This window comes from Propioniciclava sp. LT432, assembly GCF_059515965.1.
On the sequence record NZ_JCAKNE010000004.1, the window covers coordinates 30,850 to 46,763 of the forward strand.

The following is a 15,914-nucleotide window of genomic DNA, read 5'->3' on the forward strand; positions in this document are numbered from 1 at the left end:
CCACCGTGAGGTGGGAGCGCCGTTCGTGGTTCAGCAACCGGTGCCTCAGTTGGCGCCGCCGGTCAGCTTGTCGCGGAGTGCCTGCAGGGCCTCGTCGGACGCCAGCGAACCCTCGGGGGCCGCGTCGCTCGAGCCGCCGGCCGAGTAGGACGCAGTCGAGACGGCCTCGACGGCGGCCTGCGACTCGGCGGCCTCGGCCTGGGCGACCTGCTCCTTGTGGGCCATCCAGCGGGCCTGCGCCTCGGCGTACTGCTGCTCCCAGGCGCGCTGCTGCTCCTCGTAGCCGGGCTTCCACTCCTGGAGCTCCGGATCGAAGCCCTCGGGGTAGATGTAGTTGCCCTGGTCGTCGTAGTTGGCGGTCATGCCGTACAGCGACGGGTCGAAGTCCTCCGAGGCGATGTCGACGCCCTCGTTGGCCTGCTTGAGCGACAGGGAGATGCGGCGACGCTCGAGGTCGATGTCGATGATCTTGACCATGACGTCGTCGTTGACCGCGACGACCTGCTCGGGGATCTCGACGTGGCGCTCGGCCAGCTCGGAGACGTGCACGAGGCCCTCGATGCCGTCGCCCACGCGGACGAACGCACCGAACGGCACCAGCTTGGTGACCTTGCCGGGCACGATGTGACCGATCTGGTGGGTGCGGGCGAAGGTCTGCCAGGGATCCTCCTGGGTGGCCTTCAGCGACAGGGAGACGCGCTCGCGGTCCATGTCGACGTCGAGCACCTCGACGGTGACCTCCAGGCCCACCTCGACGACCTCGGACGGGTGGTCGATGTGCTTCCAGGACAGCTCGGACACGTGCACGAGGCCGTCCACGCCGCCCAGGTCGACGAACGCACCGAAGTTGACGATCGAGGACACGACACCCTTGCGGATCTGGCCCTTCTGCAGCTGGTTGAGGAACGTGTGGCGCACCTCGGACTGCGTCTGCTCCAGCCACGCACGGCGGGACAGGACCACGTTGTTGCGGTTCTTGTCCAGCTCGATGATCTTGGCCTCGAGCTCCTGGCCCACGTAGGGCTGGAGGTCGCGGACGCGGCGCATCTCGACCAGCGACGCGGGCAGGAAGCCACGCAGGCCGATGTCGACGATGAGGCCGCCCTTGACGACCTCGATGACGCGGCCGGTGACGACACCGTCCTCTTCCTTGACCTTCTCGATCGTGCCCCAGGCGCGCTCGTACTGCGCACGCTTCTTGGAGAGGATCAGGCGGCCTTCCTTGTCCTCCTTCGTCTGGACGAGGGCCTCGATCACATCACCCACGGAAACCACGTCGAACGGGTCGACGTCGTGCTTGATGGAGAGTTCCTTGGAAGGAATGACACCTTCGGTCTTGTAACCGATGTCGAGGAGGACCTCGTCCCGGTCGACCTTGACGACGGTGCCGGTGACGATGTCACCGTCGTTGAAGTACTTGATTGTGGCGTCGACGGCCTGCGCGAATTCTTCGGCGGTCTGGAAATCGTCGACTGCGACCTGAGCGGCCTCAGGAGTGGAGGTCATGTAGTAGGGCTCCGATTGTGGATGATGTTCTGGTGGACTGGTGCAGCCCTTGGCACCCACCCCACTCCGTCCGGAGATGGGCAGACTGCACCGGGTCACCAGACTACTGCGTGGACGAGGGATGAGGCAAAGGCTGCCCGGGTGCCCGCCCGTGCGTCGTTCCGTCTCCAGGAGTTCGAATCCCCAGGAGTTCGAGGCGTCGCACGGACGGGCACTCGGACCGGGTCAGGCGTGGGCGAGCTCCGGCTGGCCGGACGCCGCGGCGTCCGCCGGGGTGCGGCCGTTGTAGACGTCCTCGTCGAGGATGCCGTTGCGCTTGGCCACGATGGTCGGGATCAGCGACTGGCCGGCCACGTTGGTCGCGGTGCGGGCCATGTCGAGGATCGGGTCGATGGCGAGCAGCAGGCCGACGCCCTCCAGGGGCAGGCCCAGGGTCGACAGCGTGAGGGTCAGCATGACGATCGCGCCGGTGAGGCCCGCCGTGGCGGCCGATCCGACGACGGCGACGAAGGCGATCAGGACGTAGTGCTGCAGGCCCAGCTCGATGCCGAACAACTGCGCGACGGTGATCGCCGCCAGGGCCGGGTAGATGGCGGCGCAACCGTCCATCTTGGTGGTGGCGCCCAGCGGGACGGCGAACGACGCGTACGTCTGGGGCACGCCCAGCTTGTTGATCGTGTTGCTCTGGGTGACGGGCAGGGTGCCGATCGAGCTACGGGTGACGAAGGCCAGCGTGATCGACTCCCACGCGCCGGCGAACCAGCGGCGGACCGACAGTCCGTGCACCTTGAGCAGGATCGGGTACAGGCCGAACGTGACCAAGGCGCAACCGAGGTACACGTCGAGGGTGAAGATGCCCAGCGGCGCAATCAGGTCCCAGCCGTAGGTGGCCACGGCGCGACCGATGAGCGCGGCCGTGCCGATCGGGGCCAGCAGGATCACCCACCAGACGAGCTTCTGGAACACGGCGAGCAGCGAGGTGGCGAGCTCGACGAACGGGTCGGCCTTCTTGCCCACCGCGAGCGCGGCGGCGCCCAGCACGATGCCGAGGACGACGAGCTGCAGGACATTGAAGTTCAGGCTGGTCGCGACGGTGGAGGCGTCGGCGTTGAACCTGCTGGACGCCTCGATGCCGAGGATGTTGACCGGGACGAGGCCCTTGATGAAGTCGAGCCACGTGCCCTGGGTCGCGACGGCCCTGGCACCCTCGGTGCCGATGGATGCCGAGGCGCCCGGGTTGGTCAGGACGCCCAGGCCGATGCCGATCAACACCGAGATCAAGGCCGTGATGGCGAACCAGACCAGCGTCTGGACGGCCAGCTTGGCAGCGTTGGCGACGTGGCGCAGCTGGGTGATCGACACGATGAGGGCGGTCAGGACGAGCGGGACGACGATGACGCGCAGCAGCTGCACGAAGATCGTGCCGACGGTGCTGAGGAGCTCCTTGAGCCACGCCACGTCGTAGGTGCGGGCGAGCCAGCCGAGGACGACGCCGGCGGCGAGGCCGACGAGGACCTGGGCCCAGAACGGGAACTTCTTGCGGGCCTTCGGGGCCCTTGTGGCGGCGTCGGTCGACGCCGCTGCGGAGGAGGACATGGGTGTGCCTTTCGCGGTGGTGATGGGGGTTCACGCAGCGGGCATCCGCACACGCCTCAGGGCGCGGCGGGTACGAATCGATGCGTGGGCGCCGGGAGGCGCGGTGGAACGGGGTTGCGGGCGAGGATCAGCCCCGACACCCACAGGTGCTGCGCAGGCAGAAGTCGACGTCCAGTCGACGCCAGAAGCCCGGCATGCAGCACCTCCTCAAACAGGTTGACATTTGAACCTTACGCCGTTGTCAGGTCCGCCCTCAAGTCGCGTGCAACCGCGGACCGCGCAACCGCTCAACTTGTCCAGCCGCTGCCGATCCGGTCAGGACCGCCACCACGTGTCGAACGGCGTGACGGGGGTGGTGCGCTTGTGCCGGGTGCGACGCCAGATGGTCTCGATGCGCTCCGCCGCCGCCTCCGGCACCTCGCGGCCCTCCAGGTACGCGTCGATGTCCACGTAGCGCAGGCCCAGTTCGTCCTCGTCGGTGCGGCCGGGCTTGTCGTCCAGCAGGTCCGCGGTGGGGACCTTGGCCCACAGCCGCTCGGACGCCCCCAACGAGCGCAGGAGTTCCCGGTTCTGGCGCTTGTCGAGCCCGAACAGCGGCAGGATGTCGGCCGCACCGTCACCGAACTTGGTGAAGAACCCCGTCACCGACTCCGCCCCGTGGTCGGTGCCGATCACCATGAGGCCACGCTCTCCCGCCACGGCGTACTGGGCGACCATGCGCAGGCGTGCCTTGATGTTGCCCTTGTTGAAGTCGCCGATGGGTTGGCCCACCGCGGCGTCGTACTCGGCCTCGAAGGCATCGACACCCGCGGCGATGTTGAATGTGATGGTCTCGTCGGCGTCGATGAAGGCGATCGCGGCGGCGGCGTCCGACTCGTCCTGCTGCACCTTGTACGGCAACCGCATGGCGACGAACGTCGCCTCGCGACCGGACGCGCGGACGCGCTCCACGGCCAACTGGGCCATACGTCCGGCCAGGGTCGAGTCCAAGCCACCGGAGATCCCGAGGACGTAGCCCTTGGCGCCGACCGTGGTGAGGTAGTCGACCAGGAACTGGACGCGTGCCTCGACCTCGGCGGCCGGGTCGATCTCGGGCTTCACGCCGAACTCGTCGACAATGGTCTGTTGCAGCTCACGCATGGGCCCATTGTGGCCTAGCGTGGAGCCACCACCGACACAACGGAGATCACGCCATGAGCCGTACCGCGGACATCTACACCCAGACCAGCCTCCAGCCGACCAAGCTCGAGCTCCTGGCTCCGTGGCTGGAGCAGCAGGAATGGTTCACAGGCGACGCCGCCGACCTGACGCGCGTCGGGCACTTCCGGTTCGTCGACCCCGACGGCGAGGTGGGGCTCGACTCGATGCTGATCGCCTCGAAGGGGCAGGTGTTCCACGTGCCGGTCACGTGGCGGGCCGCCGAACTGGCCGAGGGTGAGCTCATCGGGACGCTGGAACACGGCATGCTCGGCACCCGCTACTGCTACGACGCCCCCACCGACCCGGTCTACGTCGCCGAACTGGTGCGGATCATCCGCGAGGGCGACACGTCGTCCCAGATGCGCAACATCGAGACCCAGGAACTCCTGCCCGAGGACGTCAAGGCCGCCGGCTCCGGCGTCACCCCCGGCGTGGACGCGCTGGGCCAGGTGCGGCTCATCCGCGTCCTGGACGCCGAGCACGAGGACACGCACGCCGCCCGGGGCATGCTGGTGGCCACGTGGACCCACGAGGGCGCGGAACGCGAGGACGTCCTGGCCGTCCTCCGCTGAGGGCCGCCCCGGCGGCTCAACCGCCGAGGTGCAGGTCGGCGCGTTCGCGCGTCCGGTCTGCGCCGAACAGAGCCCGCTCCTGGGCGGCCCAGGTCTCCCACCAGGGCGCGTACACCTCGCCGTCCCGCGCCAGGGCGCGCATGCGGCGGACGTCGGCGGGGGCCTCCAACCACACGCGCACGGACGCGAACTCCCCGGCCGCCCCCGTGGCGGAACCGCACCCCTCGACCACGAGGAGCGGCGTCGGGTCCAGGTACCGTTCGGCACCCCAGTCGTCGGCGGCCCAGTCCCAAATGCGGAAGTGGGCGCGCCGGCCCTGGGAGAGCGGCACCAACACCTGCTCGTGCAGCAGTCGGACGCCCTCCGCCAGGCCTTCCCACCCCGGGTAGAGCAGGTCGAGACGCATGATTGGACAGTCGAGGTCGGACGCCACGGCGTCCGCCAGCGTGGACTTGCCGGAGCCGGATGGCCCGTCGATCGCGACGACCCGGACGCCGCCGCAACGCGGCTCGGACGCCAGCGCGGCGGCGACGACGAGATCCCGGTCCTCCGGCTGCCCGGTCAGTGGGCCGCCTCGTGCCAGCTCCGGCCCACACCGACGCTCACGTCCAGCGGGACGGCCAACTCGACCGCGTGGCCCATCTGCTCGCGCACGATCGCCTCGAGCGCCTCCGCCTCACCGGGCGCGACCTCGAACACGAGTTCGTCGTGCACCTGCAACAGCATCCGCGAGGACAGCCCGGCTCGGGCGATGCCCGATTCCACGTCCAGCATCGCGACCTTGATGATGTCGGCCGCCGAACCCTGGATGGGCGCGTTGAGCGCCATGCGCTCGGCCATCTCGCGGCGCTGCCGGTTGGAGGACGTCAGGTCAGGCAGGTAGCGGCGACGGCCGAGGATCGTCTCGGTGAAACCGGTCCGGCGGGCGTCGTCGACGATGCCGGACAGGTAGTCGCGGACGTGGCCGAACCGCTCGAAGTACTCCTCCATCAGGCCCTTCGCCTCGGACACGGAGATGCGGAGCTGCCCCGACAGGCCGAACGCGCTCAACCCGTAGGCCAGGCCGTAGTTCATCGCCTTGATCTTGGCGCGCATGGCGCCGTCGACCGCGCCCGGTTCGACTCCGAACACGCGCGCTGCCATGACGGTGTGGAAGTCCGCCCCGGAATTGAATGCGTCGATCAGCCCGGCGTCCTCGGAGGCGTGGGCCATGATGCGCATCTCGATCTGGGAGTAGTCGGCGGTCATCAGCGACTCGAACCCCGTGCCCACCACGAAGGCCTCACGGATGCGCCGCCCCGCCTCCGTGCGGATCGGGATGTTCTGCAGGTTCGGATCCGTGGAGCTCAGGCGCCCCGTCGCGGCGACGGTCTGCAGGTACGTGGTGTGCACGCGTCCGTCGTCCGCCACGGACTTCTGCAGCCCCTCCACGGTCTGGCGCAGCCTGATCTGGTCGCGGTGCCGCAACAGCGCGGCGAGGAACGGGTGCTCCGTCTTCTCGTACAGCCCCTCCAGCGCGTCCGCGTCGGTGGTGTAGCCCGTGCGCGTCCTGCGCGTCTTGGGCATGTTCAGCTCGTCGAACAGGACGACCTGCAACTGCTTGGGCGAGCCGAGGTTGATCGGCTTGCCGATCGCGTCGTACGCCTCCTGCTCGGCGCGACGCACCTCGACGTCGAACTCGGCCCACAGCCCGTCCAGGGACGCCATGTCGAGCGCGATGCCGTTCCGCTCCATCACGGCGAGGGTGCGCTGCAGCGGCAGCTCCACCTCCTGCAGCAGGGACGCCCCGCCGGCGGCCGCCAGCTCGCCGTCCAGCGCGCCGGCCAACTCGGCCACCGCTCGCGCCCGGACCATGGCGGCCTGCCCCTCGTCGGGGTCGCCGAAGTCGAGGGCCAACTGGGAGTCATCGACGGACGCGGCCCCATCGGCCGCGAGCTCACGACGGAGGTGGCGGACCGTCAGGTCCGCCAGGTCGTAGGTGCGCTGGTCGGGGCGGAGCAGGTAGGCAGCGAGCATCGTGTCGGACGCCAGCCCCGCCAGCTCCCAGCCCCGCGACCACAGGGCCTGGATCGGCCCCTTGGCGTCGTGCATCGCCTTCGGGCGGTCGGGGTCGGCCAGCCAGGCGGCCAGCACGGCGTCGTCCTCGGGAGTCAGCTCCGTCGTGCGCACCCAGGCGGCGGCACCGTCGAGGGACGCCAGCGCGAGCCCGGTCACGTCGCCCTGCCCGCCGTGCCAGTGCCCCTCGGGCTGGATGCCCACGAGCCCGGTCGCATGCTCGTCGAGCCACGCGGCCAGCGCACCCGGCTCCAGGACGGCCCCGGCCACGTCGAAGCCGCCCTCGGGCTCGGGGACCTCCTGCGGCAGGGATTCGAGCAGGCGCTCGCGGAGGACCCGGAACTCGAGGCTGTCGAACAGGGTGTGGACGGCTTCCCGGTCCCAGTCCCGACGCTCCAGGTCGCCGAGCGCGACGGGCAGCTCCAGGTCGCCCACCAGCGCGTTGAGGCGACGGTTGCGCCGGACGTCCTCGATGCGGTCGCGCAGCGACTCCCCCGCCTTGCCGCGCAGCTCCCCGGAATGGGCCAGGAGGTTCTCCAGACCGTCGTACTCGCCCAGCCACTTCGCGGCCGTCTTGGGCCCGACGCCCGGCACGCCGGGCAGGTTGTCTGAGGTCTCCCCCACCAGCGCCGCCAACTCGGGATACCGGGTGGGGGCCACGAGGTACTTCTCCTCCACCGAGGTGGGCGTCATGCGCGCCAGGTCACTCACGCCCTTGCGCGGGTAGAGGACGGTGGTCGTGCCATCCACCAACTGCAGCGTGTCGCGGTCACCGGTGCAGATCAGGGTCTCCCACCCCGCGCCCTGCGCCTGGCGCGCGAGCGTCGCGATGATGTCGTCCGCCTCGTACCCGTCGACCTCGACGTGCACGATGCGCAGCGCGTCCAGCACCTCCTTGACGAGGGCGACCTGGCCCTTGAACTCCTCCGGGGACGCCGATCGGTTCGCCTTGTACTCGGGGTAGGACTCCGTGCGGAACGTCTGCCGGCTCACGTCGAACGCCACGGCGAGGTGGGTGGGCTGCTCGTCGCGCAGCACGTTGATCAACATGGAGGTGAACCCGAAGACCGCGTTGGTGTGCTGCCCCGTCGCGGTCGCGAAGTTCTCCACCGGGAGGGCGAAGAACGCGCGGTACGCCACGGAGTGGCCGTCGATGAGCAACAGGCGCGGCGACGCCGCTGGTGCGGTGGTCTGGGTCACCCGAGCAGCCTAGCCCGTGGGTCTGACAGGATGGCCCGCATGGAGCTGAGTGAGTGGCAGGCGATCTCCGACCAGGGCCTCAACGCGCGCATGGGCATCGAACTGCTGGAGTTGAGCCCCGAGTTGGCCCGCGGCCGCATGCCGGTGGAGGGCAACACCCAGCCCTACGGCGTGCTGCACGGCGGCGCCTCCTGCGTGCTGGCGGAGTCGCTGGCGTCCCTGGCCGCGGTGGCGGCCGCGGGGCCGAACGGGGCGGCGTTCGGCATCGAGCTCAACGCCACCCACCACGAGTCGGCCCGCCACGGCTGGATCACCGGCGAGGCGCGCGCGATCCGCATCGGCGGCACACTCGGCACCTGGGAGGTCGTGATCACCGACGAGGACGGGCGGCGCATCTGCACCGCCCGCGTCACGTGTGCCCTGCGCAGGGCGAAGACCTGATCAGGCCTCGTCCAACTCCTCGTCCAGCTCGACCTTCTTGGCCTTCTTCGGCTTCTTGTCGCCCTTGGGCCCCTTGCCGGCCTTGCTGTGGTCGATGACGCCCTCGGCGACCTCGCGCATCGACTTGCGCAGGTCCATGGCCGTCTTCTGGATCCACCGGAACGCCTCGGCCTCGGACAGGCCCAGCCCCTCCTGCAGCAGGCCCTTGGCCTGGTCGACGGCCTTGCGGGAGGCCAGCCGCTCCTCGAGGTCGGCGACCTCGTCGTCCAGTTGGCGGATCTCGGCGAAGCGTGCCATGGCGAGTTCGATCGCGGGCACCACGTCGGAGGCGTCGAACGGCTTGACGACGTAGGCCATGGCGCCGGCGTCCCGGGCCCGGTCGACCAACTCGCGCTGGCTGAACGCCGTCAGCATGACGACGGGGGCGATGCGGTCCTCCGCGATCGCGGTGGCCGCGGTGATGCCGTCCATCTTCGGCATCTTGACGTCCATGACCACGAGGTCGGGCTCAAGCTCACGGGCCAGCCGGAGGGCCTCCTCACCGTCACCCGCCTCGCCGACCACGTCGTAGCCCTCGCCCGTCAGCAGCTCGACCAGGTCGAGTCGGATGAGCGCCTCGTCCTCGGCCACGAGAACTCGCGGACGATCGTTCGGGGACACCTTGCCACTCACGGGGATCACCACTTCCTTGTCGCCATCTTCGTCGTCATGTTCTCGTCCGTTCGGATCGGAACACTACACCTCGTACGTCCACACACCATGGGCCGTGTGCACCCTCCGCGCCCATTTGTGGCACTATGTTTCACGCGCTTCACGCGCCGGGGTGGCGGAATGGTATACGCGGACGGCTCAAACCCGTCTGGGCGCAAGCCCGTAGGGGTTCGAATCCCCTTCCCGGTACCGGATCAGGGGATCTGGGCGACCCGCAGCGAGTTGGTCTTGCCGGCGGAGTGCCGCGGGTTGCCCGCGACGATGACGATTCTGTCGCCGCTCTCGACCAGGCCCGTGCCCAACAGCGAGTTCTGTACCGCGTCGACCATCGAGTCGATGGAGAGGAACTCCGGCGTGGTGAAGGCCTTGATGCCCCACGCGAGCGTCATCCGCTGGGCCGTCTCGATGTTGGGGCTGAACGTGCACACCGGGATCGAGGAACGCAGGCGGGTCAGGCGCATGGCCGTGTCGCCGGTCTTGGTGAAGGCGACGAGGTACTTCGCGCCGACGCGCTCGGCCACCTCCACCGCGGCCTTGGCGATGATGCCGGACGTGGTGTGCGGATCCCAGTCGATCGGGGCGATCTTGTCGATGCCCAGCGACTCGATCTTGCGGACGATCCGGCCCATCGTGTCGACGGTCACGATCGGCCAGTCGCCGACCGCGGTCTCACCGGACAGCATGACGGCATCCGCGCCGTCGAGGATCGCGTTGGCGACGTCGGACGCCTCGGCGCGCGTCGGGCGCGGGGCGGAGATCATCGACTCGAGCATCTGGGTCGCGACGATCACGGGCTTCGCGACGAGGCGCGCCGCCGTGATGATGCGCTTCTGGACGCCCGGGACGTCCTCCAGCGGCAGCTCGACACCGAGATCACCGCGGGCCACCATGATCGCGTCGAAGGCCATGACGATGTCCTGCAGGTTCTCGACGGCCTGCGGCTTCTCGATCTTGGCGATGACCGGCAGGCGCTTGCCGAACTCGTCCATGATCGCGTGCACGTCGTTGATGTCGGTGGCGTTGCGGACGAACGACAGGGCGACGAAGTCGACACCGTTGGTCAGCGCCCAGCGCAGGTCCTCGGCGTCCTTCTCTGTCAGGGCGGGGACGGAGACCGCGACGCCGGGCAGGTTGATGCCCTTGTGGTCACTGACCTTGCCCCCGACGACCACCTCCGTGACGACATCGGTGTCGTTGACCTCGAGGGCGCGCAGTTCGATGGCGCCGTCGTTGATGAGGATCTGGTCGCCCGGGGTCACGTCGTCGGTGAGCGTGTGGAGGGTCGTACCGGCACGCTCCTTGGTGCCCAACACGTCCTCCGTGGTGATGGTGAAGCGGTCACCCACCTCGATGACCTCGGAACCGTTCGCGAACTTGCCCAGACGGATCTTGGGGCCCTGGAGGTCGGCGAAGACACCGATGGGCCGTCCCGCCGCCTGCGCGGCCTGGCGCACGGCGTTCAGCCGGCGCAGGTGGGTCTCGTGGTCGCCGTGGCTCATGTTGAGCCGCGCGACGTTCATTCCGGCTTCCACCAGCTCCATGACAGCCTCGAAGGTGTCGGTCGCGGGGCCGAGCGTGCACACGATCTTCGCGCGGCGTGCGGGCAGTCCATCGTTCTTCAGGTTCACCACGCGGCCGACACTAGCGCACGGCCGTTTCCTCGACATTTCCCGTGGGTGACATCCGTTGGCAATCGCTGGCAACCGGGTGGGGATCGCGGGCCGGGTCCCGTGGAGCTCACATCGCCGCGGCGAGATCCAGTGCCCGGGCGAGGTCCTCGGGGTACTCCGAGGTGAACACGACCCAGTCTCCCGTGGCGGGGTGCTCGAGCCCGAGTTCGACGGCGTGCAGCCACTGCCGGTCGAGCCCGAGACGGGCTGAGAGCGCCGGGTCGGAGCCGTACAGCGGGTCGCCGACGCAGGGGTGGCGCAGCGCCGCCATGTGCACCCGGATCTGGTGCGTGCGCCCCGTCTCCAGGTGCACCTGGAGGAGGGTGGTCGAGCGGAACGCCTCGATGGTGTCGTAGTGGGTGATCGAGTGGCGCCCACCGTCGACGATGGCCATCTTCCAGTCGTGCCCGGGGTGACGCCCGATGGGCGCGTCCACCGTGCCGGTGAAGGGGTCCGGGTGCCCCTGGACGAGCGCGTGGTAGATCTTCGAGACCTCCCGCTCGCGGAAGGCCCGCTTGAGCGCGGTGTAGGCGGGCTCGCTCTTGGCGATGACCATGAGGCCCGACGTTCCCACGTCCAGCCGCTGGACGATGCCCTGGCGCTCCGGCGCGCCCGACGTCGAGATGCGGAAGCCGGCGGCGGCGAGGTGCGACACCACGTCCGGCCCGTCCCAGCCCAGCGACGGGTGCGCCGCGACGCCGGCCGGCTTGTCGATCACGACGATGTGGGCGTCGTCGTGGACGATGCGGATGCCCTCGACCTCGCGCGGGGTGACCGTGGCCACCCGGGGGGCGGGGATCTCCAACTCCAACATGTCCCCGCCGGACACGCGGGCCGACTTGGAGACCACCTGCCCATTGAGCCGCACGAGCCCGTCGGTGAGCAGCTCGGCCAAGCGGGTGCGACTGATGCCGGTCATGCGGGAGGCGGCGGCGTCCACGCGCTCGCCGGCCAGCCCGTCCGGAACGAGGTGGACGCTCACGCGTCGCCCGGGGCCCGGGTGGGCAGCTCGTCCGGGTCCTTCGACTCCTTGGTGGAGGCGCCGGCCAGGTCGACCTGCGTGATCACCACGAGCCAGATGATGGTGATCGCGGCGAACGTGATGCACATGTCGGCGACGTTGAAGATCGCGAAGTTCGGCACCTGCAGGAAGTCGATCACGTGACCGTGCAGCGGCGCCGGGGGGCGCGTGAGCCGGTCGGTGAGGTTGCCCAGGATGCCGGCCAGCAGCAGGCCGAGCCCGACCGCCCAGCCCACGTGCCGCGTCCGCGGCACCAGCCACGCGAGCACCAGGACCAGGGCCGTGATCGCCACGAGCGTGAGGACGACCGTGAAGTCCTCCCCCATGCTGAAGGCAGCGCCGGGGTTCCGGATCAGTTGGAGGCGGAGCAGCCCGCCGAGGAGCACCGGCGGGTCGGTCGGGTCGAGGTACGCGAGGGCCAACTCCTTGGTGAGCAGGTCGATGCCGAACCCCACCACGCCGATGGACAGCGCCAGGGCCCCGGCGGCGCGAGCCGACAGGACACCCCGGGGTGACGGGACGTTCAGCGCCGCTCCTCCCGCTGCTTGCAGCTCACGCACATCGTCGCGCGCGGGAAGACCATGAGGCGGTCCTTGCCGATGGGCTGCCCGCAGACCTCGCACCAGCCGTACTGACCGGCGTCGAACAACCGCAGCGCGTTGGTGGCCTGGTCGAGGAGGTCGCGCGCATTCTGGACCAGCGACATCTCCTGGTCCCGCTCGAAGTTCGTGGAGCCCACATCGGCGGGATCACGACCGGCCCCCTCGGTGCCGTCGTCGAACAGCCTCTCCAGACCCTTTTCCGCGGTCTGGATGGCGCGCTGCATGCGCTGGATGTCGAGGACCAGGTCCTCGCGGACCTCGGCGAGCTCTTCAGCCGTCCACGGATCCTCGCCCTCGAGGACGGGAACGCTGACGTCGCCATCGGCGGTCTTGGCCATGTTGCCACCCCCTTCAGGTGATCGTGAGCGCAGACAGTACCACCACAGGGACCAGGAAGAGGAAATGGGCGAAGATTCCGGTCGCGGCCACAGGCCGCGACCGGTGCTTCGCTCAGAGGTCCTTGTTCAGCAACGCGTCCAGGCGCGGGGTGGCCGACGTGCCGCGGACGCCCTCGCGCAGCAGGTCCGGGAGGTGCTCCGGAGCGAACTTGCCGGACCGCAGGGCTTCGATCTGACGCTCGAGGTCGTTCAGGAAGGTCTCGCGGAACTTGCCCTCGAAGGCCCGCAGGTGGTCGACGCGCTTCGTCAGGACATCGCGCTCGGCCTCGAGCGCGCTGAACAGCTCAGCCCGCCGCGCCACGGCATCCTTGTCGACCTGCTCAGCCCGAGCGGTCGCCTCCGAGGTCACCCACTCGGCGTGCGCGTTGGCGTCGTTCGTGACCTTCTCGGCCGTCGCGTTGGCCTCGTTGGTGACCTTCTCGGCCGTCGTGCGGGCCTCGTTCGTGAGCTGCTCGCTCCGGCCCTGGGCATCCGCGACGATCTGGCGCGCCGACTGTTCAGCCTCGGCGTTGACGCGCTCGGCGTTCTGCTGGGCCTCGGTGGTCACCCGCTCGGCGAAGGCGTTCGCCTCGGTGGTGACGCGCTCGGCGTTGGCGTTGGCCTCGGTGGTGACCCGCTCGGCCTCGGCGCCGGCGTCGGCGGTGAGTCGCCGCGCCTCCTCCTGCGCCTCGAAGACGAGACGCTCGGCCTGCTCGGTCGCCATCTGCAGGAGACGGGTGACGGCCGGGGAGGCCTCGGCGGCGGTCCTGACAACGATTTCCTGGGCACCCTCGCCTGCGGCGAAGGCGACGGGAGCGGGGGCCTCGGCGGCCTTGCGCAGGGACTCGACCTCACCGCGGAGGCCGTTGAGCTCGTCGTCGCGCTGGGCCAGCTGCTGGCGCAGGTCATCGAGCTCGCCGCGGAGGCCGTTGATCTCGTTCTGGCGCTGCTCCAGCTCCCAACGGAGGTGCTGCGCCTCGTCCCCGCCACCGGCCAGGGACTGGTTGAGGTGCTGGACTTCCTCGTTCTTGCGACCGAGTTCCTCCTCCTTGCCACGGAGGGCTTCGTTCAGTTGCCGCAGTTCCTCGTCTTTCGCCCGCAGGGCGTCGTCCTTGGCGCGGAGCTCGGCATCCTTGCCCTCGATGAGTTCGCGGGCACTCGCGTCCCGGCCCTCAGCGGCCGACCGCAGCTGCTCGTCCTTGCCCTGCAACTGGGCCCGGGCCTCCTGCAACTCACGACGCAGGGACTCCACCTCACCATCGCGCTTCTCCAGGCGGGCACGCAGCTCGTCGTCCCCCTGGGAGCCACCGGACGACAGCGTCGCCACCTGCTGCTGCAGGGTCGCGTTCTCCTCGGCCAGCGCGATGAGCGTCGTCTCGACCTTGTCGACGAAGGTGTCGACGTCCTGCGGGTCGTAGCCGTTGCGCCGGGCCAGGTGGAAACGCGTGTCGCGCACCTGCTCGATGGTCAAGGTCATCGGTTCACCTCACGTGATGGACAGGGGACATCAGAACAGTCGCATGCCCAAGGGCACCCGAACCCTCAGGGTAGTCCACCCGCTTTCCCTGCGCCAAGAAGCCCGCAGAACCGGTGAAAGTTCCGCGGGCCCCCTGCGCGCCTTGTCGGCGCGATCAACTCTGGTTGAAGAAGCCTCCTGCGATGCGCTCCTTGTCCTCTGCGGTCACGTTGACGTCCGCCGGCGAGAGCAGGAAGACCTTGCTCGTCACGCGCTCGATCGTGCCGTGGAGGCCGAAGATCAGTCCGGCGGCGAAGTCCACCAGGCGCTTGGCGTCGGCGTCCTCCATGTCGGACAGGTTCATGATCACGGGGACACCGTCACGGAAGTGCTCGCCGATGGTGCGGGCCTCGTTGTACGTCCGTGGATGGACGGTCACGATGCGGCTCAGGTCCGCGGTGCGTGGCACCGGGGCCGGCCTGCGTGGCTCCAGGGCCGTGACGCTGGCGTCCTGCGCTGCGACCGCGCGTTCCTCGCGGCGGTCGTCGCGCCGCTCGCGACGGTCGTCACGCATCGGCTGCACAGCTTCGGTGAGCTCGTCGTCACGCTCCTCGTCGGTGTAGGGAGCGTCCGACATGAGCCCCAGCCAGACGGCGGCCTTCTTGAAACCTTCGGCCATGGGTTCCTCCGTTCAGGGATCGGGACAACATTAGCGCGGGGACCCGCCGGGTCCGGGGCGGCACGCCCATGTCAGGAGCGACGGGGCGGGCATCACACCCCTGCCCGACCAGCGTTCTCAGCCGGCGCGATCCAGACCAGGCCCACCATGCGGCCGGCCGTGTCCGCGTCGCGGCGATGGGAGTGCAGGTGGCCGTCCTCCAGGGTGCACTCCGACACGTCCGTGATCCTCACCCCGAGATCCTCCAACTGGAGACGCGTGGCTGCGCCCAGGTCGATCCCCTCGGTCCCCCACCGGGTGACGGGGACGGGCACGCCCAGGCGCCGGGAGGCGTCCACCGCCATCTCGTGGGGCACCTCGTAGCACGTGCCGCACACGTGCGGGCCGATCCACGCCACGAGGTCGGCGTCCGTCAGCTCACGCAACGCGGTGACGGCGGACGGGATGACGCCGTCCAGCAGGCCTCGACGCCCGGCGTGCACGGCGGCCACGGCCGAGGCGTCCACCGCGGCGATGCACAGCGGCACGCAGTCCGCGACACGGACGGCCACCGCCACGCCGGCCTCGCGCGTGACCAGGGCGTCGGCCCGGTGGCCCGTGAGGTCGATGAGACCCGACGTCGTGCCCACCTCACCGACCCTCAGGACGTTCGTGCCGTGCACCTGGGCGGCGATGGCGACCGGGACGCCCAGCGCGTCCGACAGGCGGGCGTAGGCCGCGGCGCGCGCGGCCGGGTCCTGGCGATCGCCCAGGTCGAGGTCGGCCGAGGTGAACGCGACCCCGACGCCGAGGTGGGCGTCAGGGTCACGGCGGTGGACGAACATCGGC

General features: G+C 69.7%; 14 protein-coding genes, 1 tRNA gene and 1 pseudogene. 3 read left to right on the plus strand and 13 right to left on the minus strand.

From position 1 onward, the window contains the following. Positions 1-45: 45 nt before the first annotated feature. The 3 genes from rpsA to nadE form a co-directional block, all read right to left on the minus strand. Positions 46-1,506 (minus strand): 30S ribosomal protein S1, encoded by a 1,461-nt coding sequence (gene rpsA / locus AC5YDV_RS02885; RefSeq protein ID WP_496182097.1) that lies wholly within the window; start codon positions 1,504-1,506, stop codon positions 46-48. Between the two features lie 225 nt (positions 1,507-1,731). Continuing rightward, positions 1,732-3,102, minus strand: coding sequence for a dicarboxylate/amino acid:cation symporter (locus tag AC5YDV_RS02890; protein WP_496182098.1), 1,371 nt, complete (start codon positions 3,100-3,102; stop codon positions 1,732-1,734). 315 nt (positions 3,103-3,417) lie between these two features. Next, positions 3,418-4,242 (minus strand): NAD(+) synthase, encoded by an 825-nt coding sequence (nadE, locus tag AC5YDV_RS02895; RefSeq protein ID WP_496182099.1) that lies wholly within the window; start codon positions 4,240-4,242, stop codon positions 3,418-3,420. A gap of 53 nt (positions 4,243-4,295) precedes the next feature. Between nadE and AC5YDV_RS02900 the strand changes: the two genes are divergently transcribed. Further along, positions 4,296-4,874 (plus strand): maltokinase N-terminal cap-like domain-containing protein, encoded by a 579-nt coding sequence (locus AC5YDV_RS02900; protein WP_496182100.1) that lies wholly within the window; start codon positions 4,296-4,298, stop codon positions 4,872-4,874. 16 nt (positions 4,875-4,890) lie between these two features. Here the strand turns inward: AC5YDV_RS02900 and AC5YDV_RS02905 are convergent, their stop codons facing one another. Beyond that, positions 4,891-5,457: a (d)CMP kinase gene (locus tag AC5YDV_RS02905; RefSeq protein WP_496182196.1), complete on the minus strand. Its 567-nt coding sequence runs from the start codon at positions 5,455-5,457 to the stop codon at positions 4,891-4,893. After that, the gene (polA, locus tag AC5YDV_RS02910; protein ID WP_496182101.1) at positions 5,436-8,129 is read right to left on the minus strand and encodes a DNA polymerase I; all 2,694 of its coding nucleotides are present in this window, start codon (positions 8,127-8,129) and stop codon (positions 5,436-5,438) included. The genes AC5YDV_RS02905 and polA overlap by 22 nt, the downstream gene beginning before the upstream one ends. 39 nt (positions 8,130-8,168) lie before the next feature. On the opposite strand from polA, the gene AC5YDV_RS02915 reads away from it, so the two are divergent. Continuing rightward, entirely contained in the window at positions 8,169-8,570 is a 402-nt protein-coding gene (locus tag AC5YDV_RS02915) for a PaaI family thioesterase (RefSeq protein ID WP_496182102.1), read from the plus strand. A 72-nt stretch (positions 8,571-8,642) separates the two neighbouring features. Here the strand turns inward: AC5YDV_RS02915 and AC5YDV_RS02920 are convergent. Continuing rightward, positions 8,643-9,251: pseudogene (locus AC5YDV_RS02920) on the minus strand (ANTAR domain-containing response regulator); the annotation flags it as partial. Positions 9,252-9,387: 136 nt separating this feature from the next. On the opposite strand from AC5YDV_RS02920, the gene AC5YDV_RS02925 reads away from it, so the two are divergent. Then, positions 9,388-9,470: transfer RNA gene (locus AC5YDV_RS02925), tRNA-Leu, on the plus strand. Between the two features lie 5 nt (positions 9,471-9,475). Here the strand turns inward: AC5YDV_RS02925 and pyk are convergent. The 7 genes from pyk to AC5YDV_RS02960 all read right to left on the minus strand — a co-directional run bounded on the left by pyk (position 9,476) and on the right by AC5YDV_RS02960 (position 15,910). After that, positions 9,476-10,909: a pyruvate kinase gene (pyk, locus tag AC5YDV_RS02930; protein WP_496182197.1), complete on the minus strand. Its 1,434-nt coding sequence runs from the start codon at positions 10,907-10,909 to the stop codon at positions 9,476-9,478. Positions 10,910-11,018: 109 nt separating this feature from the next. Further along, complete coding sequence (locus AC5YDV_RS02935) at positions 11,019-11,933, minus strand: RluA family pseudouridine synthase (protein ID WP_496182103.1); 915 nt, start codon at positions 11,931-11,933, stop codon at positions 11,019-11,021. Next, positions 11,930-12,532: a signal peptidase II gene (gene lspA / locus AC5YDV_RS02940; RefSeq protein ID WP_496182104.1), complete on the minus strand. Its 603-nt coding sequence runs from the start codon at positions 12,530-12,532 to the stop codon at positions 11,930-11,932. The genes AC5YDV_RS02935 and lspA overlap by 4 nt, the downstream gene beginning before the upstream one ends. Beyond that, positions 12,496-12,912 (minus strand): TraR/DksA family transcriptional regulator, encoded by a 417-nt coding sequence (locus tag AC5YDV_RS02945; RefSeq protein ID WP_496182105.1) that lies wholly within the window; start codon positions 12,910-12,912, stop codon positions 12,496-12,498. Before AC5YDV_RS02945 ends, lspA begins: the two co-directional genes overlap by 37 nt. Positions 12,913-13,024: 112 nt before the next feature. Then, on the minus strand, positions 13,025-14,428 hold the full coding sequence (locus AC5YDV_RS02950) for a DivIVA domain-containing protein (protein ID WP_496182106.1): 1,404 nt from the start codon (positions 14,426-14,428) through the stop codon (positions 13,025-13,027). A 154-nt stretch (positions 14,429-14,582) separates the two neighbouring features. Continuing rightward, a complete protein-coding gene (locus AC5YDV_RS02955) occupies positions 14,583-15,086 on the minus strand; it encodes a cell division protein SepF (protein WP_496182107.1) in 504 nt (167 codons plus the stop codon). 92 nt (positions 15,087-15,178) lie between these two features. Then, on the minus strand, positions 15,179-15,910 hold the full coding sequence (locus tag AC5YDV_RS02960; RefSeq protein WP_496182108.1) for a purine nucleoside phosphorylase YfiH/LACC1 family protein: 732 nt from the start codon (positions 15,908-15,910) through the stop codon (positions 15,179-15,181). Positions 15,911-15,914 lie beyond the last annotated feature (4 nt).

Bases quoted from the DNA above. Each gene is read 5' to 3' on its own strand.
- rpsA (WP_496182097.1), bottom strand. From the start codon at position 1,506: ATGACCTCCACTCCTGAGGCCGCTCAGGTCGCAGTCGACGATTTCCAG.
- AC5YDV_RS02890 (WP_496182098.1), bottom strand. From the start codon at position 3,102: ATGTCCTCCTCCGCAGCGGCGTCGACCGACGCCGCCACAAGGGCCCCG.
- nadE (WP_496182099.1), bottom strand. From the start codon at position 4,242: ATGCGTGAGCTGCAACAGACCATTGTCGACGAGTTCGGCGTGAAGCCC.
- AC5YDV_RS02900 (WP_496182100.1), top strand. From the start codon at position 4,296: ATGAGCCGTACCGCGGACATCTACACCCAGACCAGCCTCCAGCCGACC.
- AC5YDV_RS02915 (WP_496182102.1), top strand. From the start codon at position 8,169: ATGGAGCTGAGTGAGTGGCAGGCGATCTCCGACCAGGGCCTCAACGCG.
- AC5YDV_RS02945 (WP_496182105.1), bottom strand. From the start codon at position 12,912: ATGGCCAAGACCGCCGATGGCGACGTCAGCGTTCCCGTCCTCGAGGGC.
- AC5YDV_RS02950 (WP_496182106.1), bottom strand. From the start codon at position 14,428: ATGACCTTGACCATCGAGCAGGTGCGCGACACGCGTTTCCACCTGGCC.
- AC5YDV_RS02955 (WP_496182107.1), bottom strand. From the start codon at position 15,086: ATGGCCGAAGGTTTCAAGAAGGCCGCCGTCTGGCTGGGGCTCATGTCG.
- AC5YDV_RS02960 (WP_496182108.1), bottom strand. From the start codon at position 15,910: ATGTTCGTCCACCGCCGTGACCCTGACGCCCACCTCGGCGTCGGGGTC.